Source organism: Bradyrhizobium paxllaeri (assembly GCF_001693515.2).
GTDB lineage: Bacteria > Pseudomonadota > Alphaproteobacteria > Rhizobiales > Xanthobacteraceae > Bradyrhizobium > Bradyrhizobium paxllaeri.
Map to the genome: position 1 here is coordinate 682,759 of NZ_CP042968.1, position 19,438 is coordinate 702,196.

The 19,438-nt window shown below is 63.4% G+C and carries 21 protein-coding genes; 10 read left to right on the plus strand and 11 right to left on the minus strand.

The features are described from left to right. Nucleotides 1–26: 26 nt before the first annotated feature. Both LMTR21_RS03185 and LMTR21_RS03190 read left to right on the plus strand, forming a co-directional pair. Nucleotides 27–1,778 (plus strand): type I secretion system permease/ATPase, encoded by a 1,752-nt coding sequence (locus LMTR21_RS03185; RefSeq protein ID WP_065751393.1) that lies wholly within the window; start codon nt 27–29, stop codon nt 1,776–1,778. Then, the gene (locus tag LMTR21_RS03190) at nt 1,775–3,085 is read left to right on the plus strand and encodes an HlyD family type I secretion periplasmic adaptor subunit (protein ID WP_065751392.1); all 1,311 of its coding nucleotides are present in this window, start codon (nt 1,775–1,777) and stop codon (nt 3,083–3,085) included. The genes LMTR21_RS03185 and LMTR21_RS03190 overlap by 4 nt, the downstream gene beginning before the upstream one ends. A gap of 152 nt (nt 3,086–3,237) precedes the next feature. Here LMTR21_RS03190 and LMTR21_RS03195 read toward each other — a convergent pair whose 3' ends face one another. Both LMTR21_RS03195 and LMTR21_RS03200 read right to left on the minus strand, forming a co-directional pair. After that, nucleotides 3,238–4,125 (minus strand): hypothetical protein, encoded by an 888-nt coding sequence (locus tag LMTR21_RS03195; protein WP_065751391.1) that lies wholly within the window; start codon nt 4,123–4,125, stop codon nt 3,238–3,240. A gap of 111 nt (nt 4,126–4,236) precedes the next feature. Further along, entirely contained in the window at nt 4,237–4,719 is a 483-nt protein-coding gene (locus LMTR21_RS03200; protein WP_065751390.1) for a CinA family protein, read from the minus strand. 132 nt (nt 4,720–4,851) lie between these two features. Here LMTR21_RS03200 and LMTR21_RS03205 point away from each other — a divergent pair, with 132 nt between their 5' ends. The 4 genes from LMTR21_RS03205 to LMTR21_RS03220 all read left to right on the plus strand — a co-directional run bounded on the left by LMTR21_RS03205 (nt 4,852) and on the right by LMTR21_RS03220 (nt 8,222). Further along, nucleotides 4,852–5,931, plus strand: coding sequence for an amidohydrolase family protein (locus LMTR21_RS03205; RefSeq protein WP_065751389.1), 1,080 nt, complete (start codon nt 4,852–4,854; stop codon nt 5,929–5,931). Then, nucleotides 5,928–7,031: an amidohydrolase family protein gene (locus LMTR21_RS03210; RefSeq protein ID WP_065751388.1), complete on the plus strand. Its 1,104-nt coding sequence runs from the start codon at nt 5,928–5,930 to the stop codon at nt 7,029–7,031. The genes LMTR21_RS03205 and LMTR21_RS03210 overlap by 4 nt, the downstream gene beginning before the upstream one ends. Nucleotides 7,032–7,112: 81 nt before the next feature. Beyond that, nucleotides 7,113–7,526, plus strand: a complete 414-nt coding sequence (locus LMTR21_RS03215; RefSeq protein ID WP_065751387.1) for a Rieske (2Fe-2S) protein — start codon at nt 7,113–7,115, stop codon at nt 7,524–7,526. 105 nt (nt 7,527–7,631) lie between these two features. After that, entirely contained in the window at nt 7,632–8,222 is a 591-nt protein-coding gene (locus LMTR21_RS03220; RefSeq protein WP_084030468.1) for a DedA family protein, read from the plus strand. Nucleotides 8,223–8,483: 261 nt separating this feature from the next. Here LMTR21_RS03220 and LMTR21_RS03225 read toward each other — a convergent pair whose 3' ends face one another. From LMTR21_RS03225 to LMTR21_RS03250, 6 genes are all read right to left on the minus strand, one after another. Then, the gene (locus LMTR21_RS03225; RefSeq protein WP_065751386.1) at nt 8,484–8,693 is read right to left on the minus strand and encodes a hypothetical protein; all 210 of its coding nucleotides are present in this window, start codon (nt 8,691–8,693) and stop codon (nt 8,484–8,486) included. A gap of 187 nt (nt 8,694–8,880) precedes the next feature. Continuing rightward, nucleotides 8,881–9,150: a hypothetical protein gene (locus LMTR21_RS03230; protein WP_246175074.1), complete on the minus strand. Its 270-nt coding sequence runs from the start codon at nt 9,148–9,150 to the stop codon at nt 8,881–8,883. A 331-nt stretch (nt 9,151–9,481) separates the two neighbouring features. Beyond that, nucleotides 9,482–10,597: a tricarballylate utilization 4Fe-4S protein TcuB gene (gene tcuB, locus LMTR21_RS03235; RefSeq protein WP_065751385.1), complete on the minus strand. Its 1,116-nt coding sequence runs from the start codon at nt 10,595–10,597 to the stop codon at nt 9,482–9,484. Nucleotides 10,598–10,627: 30 nt separating this feature from the next. Beyond that, nucleotides 10,628–11,659 (minus strand): alpha/beta hydrolase, encoded by a 1,032-nt coding sequence (locus tag LMTR21_RS03240; protein ID WP_065751384.1) that lies wholly within the window; start codon nt 11,657–11,659, stop codon nt 10,628–10,630. A 103-nt stretch (nt 11,660–11,762) separates the two neighbouring features. After that, nucleotides 11,763–13,154: an FAD-dependent tricarballylate dehydrogenase TcuA gene (gene tcuA, locus LMTR21_RS03245; RefSeq protein WP_065751434.1), complete on the minus strand. Its 1,392-nt coding sequence runs from the start codon at nt 13,152–13,154 to the stop codon at nt 11,763–11,765. Nucleotides 13,155–13,353: 199 nt separating this feature from the next. Beyond that, nucleotides 13,354–14,253, minus strand: a complete 900-nt coding sequence (locus LMTR21_RS03250) for a transcriptional regulator GcvA (RefSeq protein WP_065751383.1) — start codon at nt 14,251–14,253, stop codon at nt 13,354–13,356. A 165-nt stretch (nt 14,254–14,418) separates the two neighbouring features. Between LMTR21_RS03250 and LMTR21_RS03255 the strand changes: the two genes are divergently transcribed. Next, nucleotides 14,419–14,571 carry a DUF1127 domain-containing protein gene (locus LMTR21_RS03255; protein WP_430642525.1) on the plus strand — a complete coding sequence of 51 codons (153 nt, stop codon included), beginning with the start codon at nt 14,419–14,421 and terminating at the stop codon, nt 14,569–14,571. 71 nt (nt 14,572–14,642) lie between these two features. Further along, on the plus strand, nt 14,643–15,263 hold the full coding sequence (locus tag LMTR21_RS03260; RefSeq protein ID WP_065751381.1) for a GNAT family N-acetyltransferase: 621 nt from the start codon (nt 14,643–14,645) through the stop codon (nt 15,261–15,263). Nucleotides 15,264–15,311: 48 nt separating this feature from the next. Here LMTR21_RS03260 and LMTR21_RS03265 read toward each other — a convergent pair whose 3' ends face one another. Then, a complete protein-coding gene (locus LMTR21_RS03265) occupies nt 15,312–16,151 on the minus strand; it encodes an oxidoreductase (RefSeq protein WP_065751433.1) in 840 nt (279 codons plus the stop codon). A 120-nt stretch (nt 16,152–16,271) separates the two neighbouring features. On the opposite strand from LMTR21_RS03265, the gene LMTR21_RS03270 reads away from it, so the two are divergent. Beyond that, nucleotides 16,272–17,192: a LysR family transcriptional regulator gene (locus tag LMTR21_RS03270; protein WP_065751380.1), complete on the plus strand. Its 921-nt coding sequence runs from the start codon at nt 16,272–16,274 to the stop codon at nt 17,190–17,192. 35 nt (nt 17,193–17,227) lie between these two features. Beyond that, nucleotides 17,228–17,629, plus strand: coding sequence for a nuclear transport factor 2 family protein (locus LMTR21_RS03275; protein ID WP_065751379.1), 402 nt, complete (start codon nt 17,228–17,230; stop codon nt 17,627–17,629). Between the two features lie 106 nt (nt 17,630–17,735). Here the strand turns inward: LMTR21_RS03275 and LMTR21_RS03280 are convergent, their stop codons facing one another. Continuing rightward, a complete protein-coding gene (locus tag LMTR21_RS03280; protein WP_065751378.1) occupies nt 17,736–18,566 on the minus strand; it encodes an enoyl-CoA hydratase in 831 nt (276 codons plus the stop codon). 140 nt (nt 18,567–18,706) lie between these two features. Beyond that, nucleotides 18,707–19,408, minus strand: a complete 702-nt coding sequence (locus LMTR21_RS03285) for an SDR family NAD(P)-dependent oxidoreductase (protein ID WP_065751377.1) — start codon at nt 19,406–19,408, stop codon at nt 18,707–18,709. Nucleotides 19,409–19,438: the final 30 nt, after the last annotated feature.

Consider the following 19,438-nt stretch of genomic DNA (forward strand, 5'->3'; position numbering starts at 1 on the left):
TTATCCGTTTGAAGAGATACGCATAAATGGCAGCCGCTCCCGGCGTCCGGAAGTCCGAGCTCGGCGAGGCGCTGCGCGCCTGCCGCAACGCCTTTATCGGCGTCGGCGTCATGAGTTGCATGATCAATCTGCTGTACCTGACCGGCTCAATCTTCATGCTGGAGGTCTATGACCGCGTGCTGCCGAGCCGCAGCGTGCCGACCCTGGTCGGTCTCGTGATTCTCGCCGCCGGCCTTTACATCGCCCAAGGCGGCCTCGATCTGATTCGCGGCCGCATCCTCGGCCGCATCGGCACCGCGCTCGATGAAGCCATCAATGCGCGCGTGTTCGAAACCGTGGTGCGGCTGCCGCTGATGGTCGGCAGCCGTAACGAAGGGCTGCAGCCGCTGCGCGATCTCGACAATGTCAGGTCGTTTCTCGGCAGCATGGGGCCCGGCGCGTTCTTCGATCTGCCGTGGCTGCCGTTCTATCTCGCCATCTGCTTTGCGTTTCACTGGCTGCTCGGCGTCACCGCGCTGGCCGGCGCCATCATTCTGGTGACGCTGACGCTGATCACCGAGTTCCTGTCGCGCACGCCGGCCAAGGAGGCGATGACGCTGGCGGCGCGCCGCAACGATCTTGCCGCCACCAGCCGCCGCAACGCCGAAGTGCTGGTTGCGATGGGCATGTCCGGGCGGCTGATGAAGCGCTGGGGCGAGGCCAACGAGACCTATCTGGCCGGCAACCAGCGCGCCAGCGACATCGCCGGCGGCCTCGGGGCCGTCGCCAAGGTGCTGCGCATGATGCTGCAATCGGCGGTGCTCGCGGTCGGCGCCTACCTCGTGATCCATCAGGAGGCCACCGCCGGCATCATCATCGCGGGCTCGATCCTGAGCGCCCGAGCACTGGCGCCGGTCGACCTCGCCATCGCGCACTGGAAGGGCTTTGTCGCCGCCCGCCAAAGCTGGCATCGTCTTTCCAAGCTGCTGGAGCAGATACCGGCGTCGAACGCGCAGACGATGCTGCAGGCGCCGACCAAGCGGCTGTCGGTCGAGGCCGTCAGCATCGTGCCGCCGGGCGAGCAGCGCGTCATCGTGCAGGACGTCAATTTCGCCGTCGAGGCCGGCACCGGCGTCGGCGTCATCGGTCCGAGCGGCTCGGGCAAGTCGTCGCTGGTGCGCGCGCTGGTCGGCGTCTGGACGCCCGCCCGCGGCAAGGTGCGGCTCGACGGTGCGGCGCTCGACCAGTGGTCGTCGGACGTGCTCGGCCGTCACATCGGCTATCTGCCGCAGGACGTCGAATTGTTCGCCGGCACCGTGGCGCAGAACATCTCCCGCTTCGACCCCGAGGCGAAATCCGACGCCATCATCGCCGCCGCCAAGGAAGCCGGCGTGCATGACATGATCATCAAGATGCGCGAGGGCTACGACACCCAGATCGGTGAGCAGGGCGCTTCGCTCTCGGCCGGGCAGGCGCAGCGCGTGGCGCTGGCGCGCGCGCTGTATGGCCATCCGTTCCTGATCGTGCTCGACGAGCCGAACTCCAACCTCGACAGCGAGGGCGACGAGGCGCTGACCCGCGCGGTGCGCGCCGCCCGCGAGCGCGGCGCCATCGTGGTCGTGGTCGCGCATCGGCCGATCGGCATCGAGGCGGTCGATCAATTGCTGGTCTTGAAGGATGGCCGCATGCAGGCGTTCGGTCCGAAGGAAACCGTGCTCGGCCAGGTGCTGCAGCGCGTCCCGTCACCGCCACCACCGATCAAGATCGTGTCCGAAGCAGGAGCTGCGAAAAAATCATGACCGCCGAGCTGAAAGGCGCGCGCCGCTCGATCCGCTCCCACCTCATCCTGGGGCTGGCGCTGATGCTGGTGCTCGTCGGAGGGTTCGGCGGCTGGGCCTCGACAGTGCAGATCTCGGGCGCGCTGATCGCGCCGGGTTCGGTGGTGGTCGATTCCAACGTCAAGAAGGTGCAGCATCCGACCGGCGGCGTGGTCGGCGAGGTCCGGGTGCGCGACGGCGATATCGTCAAGGCCGGCGACGTCGTGGTGCGGCTCGACGAGACCGTGGTGAAGGCGAGCCTTGCCATCGTGGTCAAGACGCTGAACGGCTTGTGGGCGCGCGCGGCGCGGCTGGAAGCCGAGCAGCGCGGTCTCGATACGATCAAGTTTCCGCCGCAGCTCGCCGATCGCGCCGACGATCCTGATGTCCGCGACGTCATCGCGAGTGAAACAAAGCTGTTCGAGGTCCGCGTGTTCGGGCGCGCCGGGCAGAAATCGCAGTTGCGCGAGCGTGTCGCGCAGCTCAACGAGGAAATCGCCGGCCTCACCGCGCAGGAGCAGGCCAAGGATAAGGAAATCGCGCTGGTCGAGAAGGAGCTGGTCGGCGTTCGCCAGCTCTACGAGCAGCGCCTGATCCAGATCTCGCGCCTGACGGTCCTGGAGCGCGATCTCGCCCGCCTGTCGGGTGAGCGCGCGCAGTACATCGCCGCGCGGGCGCAGGCGAGGGGCAAGATCACCGAAACCGAATTGCAGATCATCCAGGTCGACAAGGACGTCGTCAGCGAGGTCTCCAAGGATCTGCGCGAGACCAATGACAAGATCGGCGAGTTCGTCGAGCGCAAGGTCACTGCCGAGGATCAATTGCGCCGCATCGACATCCGCGCGCCGCAGGACGGCGTGGTGCTGCAGTCGACGGTGCACACGATCGGCGGTGTCATCACCGCGGGCGACGCCATCATGATGATCGTGCCGAAGGCGGACGACCTCTCGGTCGAGGCCAAGGTCAATCCGCAGGACATCGACAAGCTGCAGATCGGCCAGAAGACGCTGCTGAGGTTATCGGCCTTCAACCAGCGCACCACGCCTGAGCTGAACGGCGTCGTCACCCGCGTCTCCGCCGACGTCACCACCGACCAGCGCACCGGCCAGAGCTATTACACCATCCGCGTCTCGATGCCGCCGACCGAAGTCGCCCGCCTCGGCGACAACGTCAAGATCATCCCGGGCATGCCGGTCGAAGCCTTCGTGCAGACCGGCGACCGCACCATGTTCTCCTATCTGATGAAGCCGTTCAGTGACCAGTTGATGCGCTCGTTCCGAGAGCGGTGAGGGGGCCGTCGCATAGCGCTCCGCTGTCATCATCCGCGAAGGCGGATGATCCAGTATCCCAGAGACGTCAGTGATAGAACCGCTTGGCCGCGGCGTACTGGATCCCCCGCTTTCGCGGAGGATGACGACCGTTGTTGGGATGAGACTACTCTCTATCGCCGATCATACTCATCCGGCCCCATCGCCCAGGCCCACTCCTCATGCCCTGGCGCGTAGGTGCGGTTGGTTTCGGCCGGGTTGCGGTTGAGCAGCGGCCGCATGAACATCGGGTGGGTGGCGCTGCGCACCTCGTGCTCGACGGTGAACAGGTGCTTGCCGCTGTCGAGATCGACGATGTCGCGAAAGCGGTACTGATACTGATTGTCTTCCTGCGAGATCAGGCCGCGCTCGCCGAGGCGTCGGTAGGGACCCGAGAAGTCCGTGATGTAGATCTGCACGTGATGCCCGTCGTATTCAGGCTGCACGCGGTCGGTCTCGCGAAACTGCAGATATTGATTCTTGCCGGCCTTGACGCGCGCCACCGTGCCGCCGCCGTTCAGAAGCTCGGCCTGCATCCCCATGATCGCGGGGTAGAAGGCAGCGATCGCTTTCGCGGTCCCGACCGGCACGTCGAACTCGACATAGGGAATGCCGAGCGTGATGCGCCCGAAGCGCGCCGCATCCGGCTCGTAGCAGCGTACGCGATTGCCCCACGGGCAGACGGCTTCGACATGATCGTTGTGTTCGCGATACGCAAACGCCGTGCCTTCGAGCTTCTTCGCGACCGACGCCAGCCTGTCGAGCAACGCTGCGCGGCCCGCGATGACGATGCCGGTATGGCCACGCAGCACCTGCGCGCTTCCGTTCGGCAGATGAAACTGGCTCCTGCCGACATTGACCCACATGTTGGTGTCGGACACCATCAGATAGGGATCGCGGGTCAGCCCGAGGCCCGTGACATAGAACAGCGTTGCCAGCCGCTGATCGGGGATGGTGACGTTGACGTGCTCGAAATGGATCGAATTGCCGAGATCTTCTGCGGCGCGGTCGAACTGTTGCATGGATGCGATCCTCGATGGCCTGCTCTCGTAGGGTGGGCAAAGCGCAGCGTGCCCACCATTCACTCAACGGATCATGTGGGCACGCTTCGCTTTGCCCACCCTACGGTCGTCTTACTTCGACAAATTCTCCAGCAGCAAATTCAGCGCCGTCTTCGCAAACGCCTGCATGTTGCCCTGCCGGTCGGCACTGCCTGTCTCCAGCGTGAATACCTCGCTCTGCGGCCCCGCCACCGCTGTGCAGCAATGGCCGGCCGCATCGCCGTAGCGATTGCCGGTCGGCCCGGTCGCGCCGGTCTCCGACAAGCCCCAATCCGTTGCAAAGCGCTGGCGAACCTGGCTTGCCAGCAGTGATGCATAAGGCTCGGATGCCGAACGAAGCCCCTTCATCGCCTCGTCAGGAATATCCATCAACAACCGTCGCGCGTCGCGGGTGTAGACCACGGCGCCGCCGAGGAAATAGGCCGATGCGCCCGGCACCGACAGCAGCGCTGCCGAGATCAGGCCGCCGGTTGAAGATTCCGCCACCGCAATCGTCTGTTTGCGCGCGATCAACTGAGCGGCAATCTGTTCGGCTATTGTTATGAGTTCTTTCATCTCGCCTCCCAAAAATCCGGCCAGTCATGTCTTCCTAGCACAGGAGGGATACGCTTGCCGAGTTGCGGCACGCGAGCCGCCCTGATTGAATACCTCAAACAACCGCGCTGATGCGGCGAACGAGGAAACATCATGACGTCGCCGCTTCCCGGTGGCGTGGATTGCGATCTGCATCCCGCTGTTCCGCATCTGACCAGCCCGTTGCCCTACATGAACGACTATTGGCGCGATCAGGTGACGACGCGCGGCATGACCGACCTGGTCTCGCAATCCTATCCGACCAATTCCCCGATCTCCTCGCGGCCGGACTGGCGTCCGGCGCAGGGCAAGCCGGGCGCCGATCTCGCCGACATGCAGAAGCAGGCGCTCGACCGGTTCGGTGTCGCCTACGGCATCTGCAATCCCTTGTACGGCGTGCAGATGGTGTTTTCCGAGGATATGCAAGATGCGTTCTGCCGCGCATTGAACGACTGGCTCGCCAAAGAATGGCTCGACAAGGACGATCGGCTGCGCGGCTCGATCGTGATCCCGACGCAAAGCGTCGAAAAGTCCGTCGCCGAGATCGAGCGCTGCGCCAAGGACAAGCGTTTCGTCCAGGTGCTGATGCTGGTCATGGGCGACATGCCGCTGGGAAAACGCGCCTATTGGCCGATCTACGCCGCTGCCGAACGGCTGGGCCTCGCCGTTGGCGTCCATGCCGGCAGCGCCTATCACAATCCGCCGACCTCGGTCGGCTGGGGTTCCTATCACATCGAGGATTATGTCGCGCAGGCGACCGCGTTCCAGACCCAGCTCACCAGCCTGATCGTGGAGGGCGTGTTCGCCCGGCATCCGAAACTGAAAATGGTCATGCTGGAGTCCGGCTTCACCTGGCTGCCGGCGTATCTCTGGCGGCTGCACAAGTTCTGGCGCGGTATACGGATGGAAACGCCGTGGGTCGATCGCGCGCCGCTGGAGATTGTGCGCAGCAACATCCGCTTCTCGCTGCAGCCGGTCGATGCGCCGCCTGATCCCGCAACCCTGAACCGCCTGTTTGACCATATGCAGTCGGACGAATTGCTCCTATTCTCGACCGACTATCCCCACTGGCAATTCGACGGTGACGAGGTGCTGCCGCCGGGCCTGTCGGGCGATCTGGTCCGCAAGATCATGATCGATAACCCGCTCGCGACATACGGCCGGCTGCTGACGGTGAAGGAGACGACGCCATGAACGTCCAGTTCCGCCCAGAGTCTTCGGCTTCCGTCAGCATCAAGACTGCGATCGCCGATTGCGACATCCATCCGGCGCGCGCCACCAACGACGAACTCTTTCCGTTCATGGCCAAGCGCTGGCACTCGCATCTCGATACCTACGGCAAGCAGGCTTATCATGGCATGATGGAAGGGCCGCCCTATCCTAAAGCGCAGCCAAATGCCTCGCGCCGAGACGCCTGGCCGCCGGAAGGCGGGCCGCAAGGTTCCTCGCTGTCCTTCATGCAGAAGCAACTGCTCGATCCCTACAGCGTCGCGCTCGGCGTGCTCAATCCGCTCAACAGCGGGCAGGGGTTGCGCAACCAGGATATGGCTGGTGCGATCTGTTCCGCGATCAACGACTGGCAGATCGAGAAATGGACGAGCAAGGACAGGCGCCTGAAAGGTTCGATCGTCGTCGCCAATGAGGATGGCGTGGCCGCCGCCGCTGAAATCCGCAAGCGCGCGGGCGATCCGAACTTCGTCCAGGTGCTGCTGCTCTCGCGCAACGTCGAGCCGCTCGGCCAGCGCCGCTACTGGCCGGTCTACGAGGCCGCGCAGGAAATTGGACTACCGGTCGGCGTCCACGCCTTCGGCTTTGGCGGCAATCCGCTTACCCCCTCGGGGTGGCCAAGCTTCTACATCGAGGAGATGGTCGGCCATGCGCAGTGCCAGCAGACCGTGCTGGCAAGTCTCGTGCTCGAAGGCGTGTTCGAGCGTTTTCCGAAACTGAAAATGGTGATGATCGAGGCCGGCTTCGGCTGGGCGCCGTCGCTCGGCTGGCGGCTCGACAAGAGTTTTGAAAGGCTGCACAGCGAGGTGCCGTATCTGAAGCGTAAGCCGTCGGAATATATCCGCGATCACATCTGGTGGACCACGCAGCCGATGGAAGATCCGGAGCGCCGCGACCACCTGTTCCAGACCATCGAATGGATCGGCTGGGACAAGCTGTTGTTCGCCACCGACTACCCGCATTGGGATTTCGATGAGCCGTCGCGCGTGCTGCCGCCCGGCGTCAGCGAGGCCAATCGCGAAGCGTTCTATCTCGGCAATGCGAAGAAGCTGTACGGGATTGCGTAGCATGATCCGAAAAAGCATGCCCTCGGGCCACGACCCGATGGGTGGGAACCGGTTTTTCGAAATAGATCATGCGGCCTTAAAATGACTCGGCATGTCATTGCCGCGGTGGATGAATTGCCGCCGGGGACGCGAAAATTCCTCGACATCGATGGCCGGCCGATCGCGATCTTCAACATCAAGGGCGAGTTCTTCGGCCTGCTGAACCGCTGCCCGCATCAGGGCGCGGCGCTGTGCGAAGGGCCACTGATCGGGCTGGCGCAATCCTCCGATCCCGGCGAGATCGAGTACACAAAACTCGGCGAGATTATCCGCTGTCCCTGGCACGGCTGGGAGTTCGACATCCGCACCGGGCAATCCTATTGCGACCCCAAACGCTTTCGCGCACGAGCGTATCCGGTCAATGTCGAACCGGGAACAGCGGTAGTGAAGGGACCTTATGTCGCAGAGACGATCGCAGTCTCGGTCGAGAGCGATTACGTGGTGGTCGATTTGTAGCAGCCATTGGCCCTTCTACTGGCTTCCGTGGCCTTCCGCGGAGTGCTAGCGTTCCGGCCGAACCCACTCATCTGGGGGAACATTCCAAGAGCGAGTGGACTTACATTGCTGTTTCCGGCCGATCTGACCTCGTTTCTCGACCTCATACGCCAGCACGGCGATGCGGCCTATAGCTTCATGTTTGCCTATGCAGCCTCGCATAGCCTGCTGCTTGCGCTTTTCGCGGGCTACGCGGCGCATTCGGGGGCGCTGGGTCTTGGCACGCTCATCGTGGTCTGCTGGCTCGGCAGTTTCACAGGCGACGTCATTCGCTTCTGGATCGGCCGGCGCTATGGCGCCCGCTTGCTCGATCGTTTTCCGCGGTTCGAGCGCACCGTGCAGACGGTTATTCGCCTGACGGAACGTCACTATGTCTGGATGATCCTGTTTCATCGTTTCCCGCACGGCGTCCGCGGGCTCGCGGGGTTTGCCTACGGGATATCGCGGCTGCCCTGGTCCACTTTTCTTGCGCTCAACTTCGTCGCGGCGGGCCTTTGGTCCGGCGTCGTTGTCTCGGCCGGCTATGCCTTCGGTCAATTCTCGGAGGCGTCCATCAACAATGCCTCATCGGGCCTGGGCATTGTGATGCTGGTCGCGTTCCTTGGCCTGTCCTGGTTGCTCAGCAAGAAGCTCGATCAGATGGTGCAGCGATACTGAAGCGACCAGGGTGGGCAACGGCGCTCCTGTGCCGTGCCCATCATCGCCCCGGCATATCCAGCGTGTTTGGTGGGCACGCTTACGCCTTCGCTCGTTGAGCTACGGCGGACAAGCCGCATTGCTGCACCCTGCGGTGCTACTCCTCCATTGGGCCGGCAAGGCTGCGACGGAGTTGCTGAGCTTCGCGCCAGGTCTCAAGAACCTCTTTCCCAAAACGCGCGAGCTTGCTTGCGAATTGCATGATGATGAGTGTGACCATGGCTATTGACCTGCCTTGATCAGCAAGCGGCTGATCTGTCGTTCGGCGTCGTCTGACAGCTTTTGCAGGCCGTGGCTGGCAATGTACTCGTCAACAACACGGTCAGCCTGCCGCTGACGGGATTCGACGAAGACGCGCAACAATCGTTCGAAAAATGAAGGCTTTTTGATCGGGGCAGAAAGCCAGGCCCCAGTGGTTAATGCGTTCGCCATTGGATGGCTCCTTTATCGGAGTTGTCCCTGAGCGAATTTCCTACCTGAGCCAGACATAGGTATTGGCAAGCGCCAATGCCAGACCAAATAGCGTGCATGGCTGCATTGATTCATTGCGCAGGGATTAACGGCCGTAGGGTGGGCAAGCTGTCGCTTTGCCCGCCCTACAATTCGTTACTGCGGTTGGTTAGCGACCGCCGCCGCCGCCGCCACCACCACCACCGCCGCCTCCGTCACGCAGCGCCTGGTTTTCGCGCGGATCGAGATTCTTCATGTAGCTCAGCGAAGTGTCGGGGCGGGTGCGAAGCGACTGCACATAGTTCATGTGATCTCCGCAAGCCTGTCGCGATACTGCCTGATCGCAGTAGGGCGACGGCACGAACACGGGAGCGGCCATGCTGCTCGTCGCACTGAGTGCGACCAAAGCTGCCGCCGACAGCATCAACTTCATCGACATCTGTACTCTCCATTCCTGGTTGGGCGAAGCCGGAATGGCTCGCACAGACGTTCGACGGTGCGAGAAGAAAAGTGGTTCGGAAGGGCATGTGATGTAGGTCACGCAGGTAACCCGAATGTGAGCCCGGTCATTTCGCGCGCGTCCTCAATCGTCGTCACCCGCGAAGGCGAAGGCGGGCGATCCAGTATTCCAGAGACAGCAGTGTTGCACCGAGAAGCCGCGACGTACTGGATCCCCCGCATGCGCGGGGGACGACAGTCGAGTGTTGCGTCGCTATCACCGCGTCATTGCGACCCGTTGGCTCGCAATGACGGAGAAAGACCGGAGAGCTTTACTCGACCGCCCCATGCGCCGTCGCCTTGCGCTCCATCGCATAACGCACCAGTGCCGTGAACCGATAGATGCCGTGCACGAACTTGCCGTAGGGCATGGTGACGAACAGCGAAAACACCACGCCGAGATGCAGCGCCAGCAGCGGGCCCATCGCCGCGGTCTCGCGCAGGATCAAAAGCGCCATGCCGGTGAGGCTGGTCAGGAACAGCATCACGATGAACGCGACATCCATGCCGTAGCGCGCCTCGTCCACCAGCACGGCATCGCGCTTCCATCGCTCGGCGAGCAAACCGATCGGCCCGATCAGCAGTCCGATGCCGCCGAGCGTGCCGAGTACGACCGGCAGATCCCACCACGGATACGGCGCCTCGCGTGCGAACAGATAGTGATAGAGCGTCGCGACCGAGGTCGAGGCGAAGCACAGCGCAAAGCCGTAGAAAGTGAAATGGTGATAGAGCCGGCGGCGGTCGGTCGGGCGATCGTCCTCGTTGAAGCAGCCGACACCGCCGCCGTCGAGATAGCGCAACTCGCCGGCATCGCGGATCGCCTGAAACAGCGCGGCCGCATCGGTCTTCATGCCGACGGGCTCGCCGATATCGCGCCAGAACGCGCGCACGCCCATCACCAGCGCAACGATCGCATAAAGAAATGCCGCGCCGAACAGGGCTGCCATCGCATTGTGCGGCATCAATTTGTAGAACGCGCCGGGACCGGTATGCACGCCGAACAGCACCTGCCGGTCGTTGAAAGCAGCAAAGCCGAAGATGAACGCGGCAACGCTGAGCGCCGCGATCAGGCTGATGACGAGTCCGTTGCGCGCGAACGCGCCCGCGAAGGCGCGCGGCCACGTATAGGCCGCGTAGGATTCGGCGCGTGCGACGGCGAGCGTCTTCGGAACGTTGACGTCGAATTCATGCGGCGGCGAGAACTGGCAATCGGTGTAGCAGGCGCCGCAGGCATGGCAGAGATTGGCGAGATAGTTGAGGTCGCCGTCGGAGAAGGCGCGGCGCATTTCCATCGCCGGAAATACCGCGCACAGCCCTTCGCAATAGCGGCAGGAATTGCAGACCGTCATCAGTCGGTCGGCTTCATCAAGGATTCGCGTTCCGTGCATCCGTTGCTTCCTGCCCTCCGGCCTTTCCGGTTACTTCGTCAGGCCTTTGCCTTCGAGCCATTTCTGGATCAGCGCGGCGACCTCGGCGTTGTTCTTGTCCATCATCACCATGTGCGAATTGCCCTTGATGCCGGCCTGCGGCAGGTCGACGACATCGACGCGGCCGCCGGCGGCCCTGACGGCCTCCGCGAAAGCAAGGCCGTTGGCACGGATCTTCGGCCAGCGCGAATCCTTCTCGATGTAGTCGCCATAGATGATCAGCGTCGGAATGCTTTTCAGCAGATCGGCCTTGGCGGGATCGCCGAGGCCGGCCGGCTCGACCGCAATCAGCGCCTTGACCTTGTCGGGCCGCGCCTGCGCCACCTTGAAGCCAAAACTGCCGGCCTGGCTGTGGAACAGGATGATGGACGGACCGACGCGGTCGATCTCGGCTATGTAGGCGGCGATGATCGCATCGTCGGTCGTGGTCCAGCGCGGCACGTTCTGCTTGACGAAGTTCTCATAGCCCTCGTTCGGAAACTGGCTGCCCGGCATCAGCTTTCGTTTGGCCGGATCGGGATCATAGGAGCCCACGCCGTCGCCGATGCGAAAGCGCTCGAACGGATTGGCCGTGGTCAGAAACACCGGCTCGCTCTTGAAGATGTCTGGATATTGCGCCCAGCCGGCGCGGCCGCGCTCGACCGCATCCGAATTGTAGACGGCCCAGCCCTTGCGCAGGAAATAGTTCAGCCAGCCCTCACGCCCGTCCGGCGTCGTCTCATAGGTGACGCCGGTGAGGCCGCCGCCATGCCACATCAGAAGCGGATACGCGCCCTTTTCGTTGGCGGGCAGAAAATACTGCACATACATCTGCTCGACCTGATAGGTGCCGTTCGGATCGACCTTGGCCGGCACGCCACCGGGCGTGAAGGTCACTTCCTTCACCGGCTTGCCGGAAATTTCCACCAGTCGTCCGCCGACATGAAACGAGCCCATATCGCGCAGCGCGATCGGCTCGGCGGCGCTGGCCGCGGATGAAATCATCAGGGTCATTGCTGCTGCGGCAATTGCTGTGCGCGACATGTTTCCTCTCTCCGTTGTTATCTCCCTCTCCCCGCTCTTCGCGGGGAGAGGGCAGTGGTGAGGGGCTCTCTCTACGAGCTGCGCTCGCCGAAATTCCCCCACCCTAATTCTTCGCATTCTTCGCCGCCTCGCGCCCGGCCACCCGCCCGAACACGCTGCCGATGGTCATGCCGATGCCGGCGGCATAACCCTTGCCCAGCACATTGCCGGCCATGATCTCGCCGGCCGCAAACATGTTGGCGGAAGGCTTGCCGTCCTTCATCACCATGCGTGACTGCTTGTTCACGCGGGTGCCGAGATAGGTGAAGGTGATGCCGGGCCGCACCGGATAGGCGAGATAGGGTGGCGTCTCGATCCTGCGTGCCCAATGCGTCTTCGGCGGCGTCAGCCCATCGGTGCGGCAATCGTCCAGGATGGTGTGATCGAACGTGCCGGGCTGCACGGCGGCATTGAATTCGGTAATCGTCTTCTCCAGCGCTGCGGGATCGAGTTCGAGCTTGCCGGCAAGCTCGGCGATGCTGGCGCCCGCGATTGGCGGAAACAGCGTCGGCATGAAGCTGGTGACAACAGTGGAATCGAAAATGATGTAGGCGATCTGGTCCGGCTGCGCCGCCACCAGCCGTCCCCAGATCGCGTAGCGCTTCGGCCAGATGTCTTCGCCCTCGTCGTAAAAGCGCTGTGCATGCTTGTTGACGACGATGCCGAATATCACCGAGTCGTGCCGGGTGATGATGCCGCCATCGAATTTCGGCGCGCGGGCGTCGATCGCGACCGCATGGCATTGCGTGGGATCGCCGATGTCCTGCACGCCCTTGTCGAGCAGCATCTTCAGGATCGAGCCGCGATTATAGGGCGTGCCGCGGATCAGGAAATTATCCGCCGCCTCGCCCCAATACTCCTTCAGCCATTCGATGTTGGCCTCAAAGCCGCCGGCCGCCGCGACAAGCGCGGAAGCGCGGACGTCACTGATACCATCGATCGGCTGCTTCAGTTTGGCGGAGAGGAACATGCCGTCTTCGATCTCGAGGTCGATAACCTCGGCATCGTAGGCGATCTCGACGCCGAGTTTTTCGGCGGTGAGATACAGCGCATTCAGCATCGCGCGGCCGCCGCCGAGGAAGAACGAATTGGTGCGGCCAAGGCTCAGCGTGCCGCCGAGCGAGGGCTGCCAGCGCACGCCCTGTTCGACGATCCAGTTCAGGATGTCTTTCGACTCCCTGATCATGAATTTGGCGAGTTCCTCGTCGGTCTGCCCGCCGGTGAGGCGCAGCAAATCGTCCCAGAATTCTTCCTCGGTGTAGGGCCCGGTGAGAATCTCGGTCGCCGCGTCATGGGCACAGCGCATGTTGCGGGTGTGGCGGGTGTTGCCGCCGCGATAGAATTTCGGCGCGCCTTCCAGCACGAGCACGGAAGCGCCGGCGCGGCGGGCGCTGATGGCGGCGCAGAGGGCAGCGTTGCCGCCGCCGATCACCAGTACATCGAATTTCCGATTCAAATCGGCCATGCGCTCTTGTTGTCGTTGTTGGCCTGGAAAATCAAACCGGCGCTCGGCCAGGCAACTCCATCCGCCCCTCAAGATTTTCTAGCCTGATGCAACGGCCGCGTCACGCCTCTCGTGCACTCGCATGCGTGATTTGCGCGGCGGCATGCGACGATGTCGCATGCCGCACGCTGTGCGAAATAAGCGCACACGCTCAGGGATGGTTCCGCACCGAGGCGAGCAGCCATTGTCGGAACGCCGCAAGTTTTGGTGGATCGCTTCTGCCCTCGGGCGACACCAGATAGAATCCCGCATCGACCGGAAAAGCGATCTTGAAGGGAACGACGAGGCGTCCCTTGGCGATGTCTTCCTGCACATAGGCAGTGCGGCCCATGGCAACGCCGAGGCCGTCGATCGCGGCCTGCACGGTCATGAAGATCATGTCGAAGGTCACGCCCGGCTGCTTGGAAAAATCCGCCGGCAGGCCAGCGGCCGTCAGCCACAGCCGCCAGTCGTCATAGTTGGCGTTGCTGGTGTGCAGCAGCACGTGATCCCGCAGGTCCTCCGGGCATTTCAGCGGCTTGTTGCCTTGGAGCAGCGCCGGGCTGCATACCGGGAAGAGCTCGTCCGCCATCAGCCAGTCGGCGCGAACGCCCGGCCATTGGCCGCGGCCATAGCGGATGCCGGCATCGACATTGTCGCGCTGGAAATCGACCAGGTTGGTCGAGGTGGTGATGCGCACGTCGATGCCGGGATGAACTTCCTGGAATGCGGTCAGTCGTGGCAGCAGCCATTTGGCCGCGAGCGAAGCCAGCGTCGACACCGTCAGCACACGGTCGTCGTCCTTGCGCAGCAGGCGGTCGGTCGCAAGGCGCAGATCGTTGAAGGCGGCGCGGATGCCCGGAAGGTAGTCCTGCGCTTCCGCCGTCAGCGCCAGCGAGCGGTTCTGGCGGATGAACAGGCGGACGCCGAGCTCCTCTTCCAGCCGCTTGATCTGGTGGCTGATCGCGGTCTGCGTGACGTTCAGCTCAGAGGCGGCCTGGGTAAAGCTTAAATGCCGGGCGGCGGCCTCGAAGGCCCGCAGACCATTGAGCGACGGCAGCCTGGCGGTCATTCCGCGATCCCCCAATACATGAGTTTATTTCATCCGAAACGGTACAAAGTGTCGTTTGTGGAAGGCCCGAACAAGGCAGATACTAGCACCAACAGATTACTACAGGAGCCGAAAATGTCCACTTACACGCATGAATCGATGATAAATCATCATGGAGCGGGGGTTTTGAGCCAGTTGGCCGAAACCCTTCATGTCTGGCGGCAGCGCTACCAGTCGCGCCGCGAACTGGCGAGCTGGTCGGACCGGGAACTGCACGATATCGGCATCTCCTGGAGCGACGTCGCCTACGAGGCCGATAAGCCGTTCTGGCGGGCTTGAGTAGCAGCCGGCTGGCGCCGCCTCATCAGAGGGGCGCCAGCCATTTTCTTTAAGGGCGGCAGGAGCGCGCCATGACCACGCTACGTTTCGACGATTTCAGGCAGTATTCGGACGTGCTGCGCTCGCGGCACGGCCAGGCCGTGACCGTGCGCTTCGTCGAGCCGCGCGATGCCGAGGCGCTGCAAAATTATTTCCGCTCGCTCTCGACGCGTTCGCGCTACAGCCGCTTTCTCGGCGCAGCCAGCGAGCTGCCGCCATCGGTGCTCGAGGATTTCATTCACGTCGGCGAAGCTGACCGATTCAGCGTGGTCGCGACCGTGCTGGTCGATGGCCGGGAGACCATCGTCGGTGAGGCCCGCTACGCCTTCGACAGCGAAGCTGCTTCCATCGAGTTCGGCCTGTCGATCGATGACCGCTGGCAGGGCCACGGTATCGGCAAGGCGCTGTTGAAGAATCTCGAATGCCGCGCGGCCTCGTTCGGCGCCGAGCGCATCTTTGGCGACACGCTGCGTTCCAACGACGTCATGATCGCGCTCGCCCGCAAGGCTGGCTACGCCTTCACCAATACGCCCGGCGACTGGAGGCTGACGCGCTTCCAGAAACAGATCCATATCGAGCCGCAGGAAATCCCATGCGCCAGTTGGCGGCTTGCCGCCGTCTCTCCCAGCGCCATGTCCTCGCTTGCGGTTTGATCACTGAGCCCGGTTCTGGCCGCACCAGAACCGGGCTATTTTCCGTCGTTACGCGGCTTCGTCAGTGAAGTCGGTAGAGGTCGCCAGCGTCCTCCATTCCGTCAGTTCCCTTGCAACGAACGCGTTCTTGGCTTCGATCCGCTCCACCGTGTCGCTGCCGAGCGGCAGCCGCAGCGGCGGGTTCTTCGCATTCACCAGCGCGATGAACGCGCTCGCCAGCTTGCGCGGGTCGCCGCGCTGGCCGTGATTGACGTCGGCGGCGTACGCCCGGGTGTTGCCGACGCTCTCGCGATAGTCGTCGATGTGCTGCGCGGTGCGCGCCAGCGACGTCTCGTCGAGGAAATCGGTGCGGAAGAAGCCGGGCTCGACCACGGTGACCTTGATGCCGAGCGGCGCGACTTCGGCTGACAGCGCCTCGCTGATGCCTTCGACCGCGAACTTGGTCGCGCCATAGACGCCCCAGCCGGGATAGCCGGTATAGCCGCCGACCGAGGAGATGTTGATGACGTGGCCCGAGCGCTGCCGGCGCATATGCGGCAGCACCGCCCTGGTAACGCCGAGCAGACCGAACACGTTGGTGTTGAACAGCTTGGCCGTCTCGGAGGCGCTGGCTTCCTCGATCGCGCCCAGCAGGCCATAGCCGGCATTGTTGACGAGGATATCGATGCGGCCGAATTTTTTCACCGCCTGGCCTGCAGCCTCATGGGCCTCGGCCTCGCTGGTGACGTCGAGCCGCGTCGCCAGCAGCCGCTCATGTGTGCCGAGCCGCGCAGTGACGGTGTTGGGATCGCGCGCGGTAGCGACCACCGCATCGCCCGCCTTCAGTGCGGCTTCTGCGATCAGCGCGCCAAAACCCCGGGAAGCTCCTGTGATGAACCAGACACGCATTTTCTTGCCCTTTCGGTAGGGCCCGGCGGGATCGCCTGGCCTGATGGGCAAGGAATAGCGGTTCGCCATATCTGAGATAATCCGCTAAATACTCCATGAGTTACTGAGAAAAATTCATCAATGCGGATTGACCCGTCAGACCTCGCGACCTTCCTGGCCATCGCCCGGCACCGCAGCTTTCGCGCGGCCGCCACCGAGCTCGGCGTCTCGGCCTCGGCGCTGAGCCACGCGCTGCGCAACATCGAGGAGCGGCTGGATCTGCGGCTGATCAACCGCACCACGCGCAGCGTCGCGCTGACGGAGGCCGGCGAGCGGCTGTTCTCGCGGATCAGCCCGGCGTTCCGCGATATCGACGACGCGCTGGAGGATCTCAATAACTTCCGCGGCAAACCGGCCGGCACGCTGCGCTTCAACGCCGCGCGGCAATCGACGCAACTGGTGCTGCTGCCGATCGTGACGCGTTTCCTCAAGAGCTTTCCCGACGTCAATGTCGAGATCGTCATCAACGACGCGCTGATCGATACGGTCGCGGCGGGCTTCGACGCCGGCGTCCGGTTCGGCGAGACCATCGCCGCCGACATGATCGCGGTCCCGATCGGCCCGCGGCACCGCTTTGCGGTCGTGGGCTCGCCCGGCTATTTCAAGGCCCACAAGCCGCCGATCACGCCGCATGACCTCAAGGGCATGCCGTGCATCCGCTACCGCTTCACCAGCGGCGTGATATATCGCTGGGAATTCGAGCGCGGCGGCATCGAGGTCGATATCGATGTCGAGGGGCCGCTGACGCTCAACGACCAGGATTTGATGGTCGATGCGGCGCTCGACGGCGCCGGACTCGCCTTCGTGTTCGAGGCGCAGGTCGATGAGCTGATCGCCAAACGCAAGCTGGTGCGCGTGCTGGCCGACTGGTGCCCGGCCTATCCCGGCTTCTTTCTGTATTATTCGAGCCGGCGGCAACTGCCCGCCGCGCTGCGCGCGTTCGTCGATTTCGCGCGCGGGGGCGGGCGGCGGCCGATTGATAATGCTTCCGCCGCGGTCTAGCCTTCCTTCCGCGACTTCGCAGGGAGGGGCTGATCATGGCAGTCGATGCGGAATTCGTGCGAAAAATCTTTGCCGGCCTCGAGCATGGCGATGGCGCCGGCTTCTTCGCCCACGTCGCCGATGACGTCGACTGGACTGTGATGGGCACGCATCCGCTCGCCGGTCGTTATTTGTCGAAGGCCGATTTCATCGCCGGCACATTTGCCAACCTCGGCAAGGTGCTGCCGAACGGCGCGCAGCTACATGTCGACAGCCTGATCGTGCAGGACGATGTCGCGATTGTGGAGCTGCATTCCGAAGCGACCGCCAAGAACGGCTTCCGCTTCGACAATCATTACTGCTGGGTCTGCTATTTCAGGAACGACGTTATCGTGCGCGTCCGCGCCTATCTCGATTCGGTGATGGTGGCGCGGCTGTTTGCGGAGAACCCGATCTAGTTTCGCAACTTCGTAGCCCGGATGAGCGAAGCGATATCCGGGGAAACTCTCGCTGCAGCGGGACCCGATCCCGGATGTCGCTCCGCTCATCCGGGCTACAAGATATTCACTTGCCCTTGAACACCGGCTTGCGCTTTTCGATGAAGGCCTGCACCGCTTCCTTGTGATCGGCGGTCACCTGGGTTCGGATCATGCGCTCCGCCTCATGGTCGCGCGCCGTGGCGAAATCGAACATCAGGGCCTCGTCCAGATTGTCCTTCATGTAGCGGATCGCGATCGTCGGTCCTTCGGCGATCGATTTGGCGAGCGCGAAGGCTTCCGCCTGCAACCGGTCGTCGGGCACCACGCGGTTCACCAGGCCGATCGCCTCGCACCTGGCGGCATCGACCCTGTCGCAAGTGAACATCAACTCGCGCGCCCGCGAAGTGCCGACCAGGCGTGTCAGGAGCCAGGCAATACCGTAGTCGCCGCTGAGGCCGACCTTGAGATAGCCGGTGGAAAGGAACGCCGATTGCGCTGATATCCTGATGTCGCAGGCCAGCGCCAGAGCGAGGCCGGCTCCGACCGCGGCGCCGGGCAGGGCGGCAATGGTCGGCTTCCGCACCGCGACCAGCGCCCCGGTCAACAGACGTTGCCGCTCCTGCAGATCGGCGACCCGCTCGTCGTGGGACATCGCGAGCTTTGTCTTGTCGCGGTTGGCGCCCATGCCCTTGACGTTGCCGCCGGCGCAGAACGCAGTGCCGGCGCCGGTGAGCAGCAGCGCGCCGACCTCGGGATTTTCACCGCAGGCCTTGATCATGTTGCGCAGCGCCGGCGTCAACGTGTCCGAAAACGCGTTGCGCGCTTCCGGGCGGTTCAGCGTGATGATCGCGACACGGTCGCGGATCACGCAGAGCAGTTCCTCGGTGCCGGTATCGATTTTGGTTTCGGTGGTCATGGTTTCCCCCTTATTTATTTTTGGCACGTCATTCCGGGATGGTGCGTAAGCACCAGACCCGGAATCTCGAGATTCTCAGGTGCGCAACTGCGCACCGTAGTTCGATGCTTCGCATCGCCCCGGAATGACGGCATCGGCTGCTAAAACTTCTCCACCCACGGCCGCAATTCCACTTCCCAGGTCCAGGCGCTACGCGGCTGCTGCAGCACGCTCCAGTAGCTCAGCGCGATCGCGTCGGGATCGAGCATCGAGTCCGGCTTATCGGCGGGCTCGGTGCGAACAGCGCTGCGGATGCCGCCGTCGATGACGAAATGCGCGACATGGATGCCCTGCGGCGACAATTCGCGCGCCATGCTCTGGGCCAGCCCCCGCAGCGCGAATTTTCCCATCGCGAACGGCGCCGACTGCGGATAGCCCTTGACGCTGGCGGAGGCGCCGGTGAACAGGATCGCGCCGTGCTTGTTTGGCAGCATGCGCGTTGCCGCCTGCTGTGCCACCAGGAAGCCGCCGAAAGCGGAAACCGTGATGGCGTTCGCAACTTCGGCCGGAACCAGATCGGTGAAGGCGCCACGCGCGCGGGCGCTGGCATTATAGACGACGATGTCGGGCGTGCCGATCTCGCGCTCGACCATGCCGAACAGGCGTTCGACCTCCTCGGCCTCGGTAGCGTTGCAGGCAAAGGCGCGGGCGCCGGTTTCGGTGCAGAGCGCGCCGAGTTTCTCGATCTTGCGCGCGGCGAGCGCAACCTTGATGCCTTCGCGCGCGAACAGCCGCGCCAGCGATGCGCTCAATCCCTCGCCGACGCCGACGATCAGGGCAATCTTGTACTTCGGAATTTCCATGGGACGGTCCTCGGATGGTGGGACTCGGTA

Excerpts from the sequence above, each read along its gene's own strand:
- LMTR21_RS03215 (WP_065751387.1), top strand. The coding sequence starts at position 7,113 with ATGACTCGGCATGTCATTGCCGCGGTGGATGAATTGCCGCCGGGGACG.
- LMTR21_RS03230 (WP_246175074.1), bottom strand. The coding sequence starts at position 9,150 with ATGTCGATGAAGTTGATGCTGTCGGCGGCAGCTTTGGTCGCACTCAGT.
- tcuB (WP_065751385.1), bottom strand. The coding sequence starts at position 10,597 with ATGCACGGAACGCGAATCCTTGATGAAGCCGACCGACTGATGACGGTC.
- LMTR21_RS03195 (WP_065751391.1), bottom strand. The coding sequence starts at position 4,125 with ATGCAACAGTTCGACCGCGCCGCAGAAGATCTCGGCAATTCGATCCAT.
- LMTR21_RS03260 (WP_065751381.1), top strand. The coding sequence starts at position 14,643 with ATGACCACGCTACGTTTCGACGATTTCAGGCAGTATTCGGACGTGCTG.
- LMTR21_RS03285 (WP_065751377.1), bottom strand. The coding sequence starts at position 19,408 with ATGGAAATTCCGAAGTACAAGATTGCCCTGATCGTCGGCGTCGGCGAG.
- LMTR21_RS03190 (WP_065751392.1), top strand. The coding sequence starts at position 1,775 with ATGACCGCCGAGCTGAAAGGCGCGCGCCGCTCGATCCGCTCCCACCTC.
- LMTR21_RS03185 (WP_065751393.1), top strand. The coding sequence starts at position 27 with ATGGCAGCCGCTCCCGGCGTCCGGAAGTCCGAGCTCGGCGAGGCGCTG.
- LMTR21_RS03205 (WP_065751389.1), top strand. The coding sequence starts at position 4,852 with ATGACGTCGCCGCTTCCCGGTGGCGTGGATTGCGATCTGCATCCCGCT.
- LMTR21_RS03240 (WP_065751384.1), bottom strand. The coding sequence starts at position 11,659 with ATGTCGCGCACAGCAATTGCCGCAGCAGCAATGACCCTGATGATTTCA.
- LMTR21_RS03280 (WP_065751378.1), bottom strand. The coding sequence starts at position 18,566 with ATGACCACCGAAACCAAAATCGATACCGGCACCGAGGAACTGCTCTGC.
- LMTR21_RS03265 (WP_065751433.1), bottom strand. The coding sequence starts at position 16,151 with ATGCGTGTCTGGTTCATCACAGGAGCTTCCCGGGGTTTTGGCGCGCTG.
- LMTR21_RS03225 (WP_065751386.1), bottom strand. The coding sequence starts at position 8,693 with ATGGCGAACGCATTAACCACTGGGGCCTGGCTTTCTGCCCCGATCAAA.
- LMTR21_RS03200 (WP_065751390.1), bottom strand. The coding sequence starts at position 4,719 with ATGAAAGAACTCATAACAATAGCCGAACAGATTGCCGCTCAGTTGATC.
- LMTR21_RS03210 (WP_065751388.1), top strand. The coding sequence starts at position 5,928 with ATGAACGTCCAGTTCCGCCCAGAGTCTTCGGCTTCCGTCAGCATCAAG.
- LMTR21_RS03250 (WP_065751383.1), bottom strand. The coding sequence starts at position 14,253 with ATGACCGCCAGGCTGCCGTCGCTCAATGGTCTGCGGGCCTTCGAGGCC.
- LMTR21_RS03275 (WP_065751379.1), top strand. The coding sequence starts at position 17,228 with ATGGCAGTCGATGCGGAATTCGTGCGAAAAATCTTTGCCGGCCTCGAG.
- LMTR21_RS03270 (WP_065751380.1), top strand. The coding sequence starts at position 16,272 with ATGCGGATTGACCCGTCAGACCTCGCGACCTTCCTGGCCATCGCCCGG.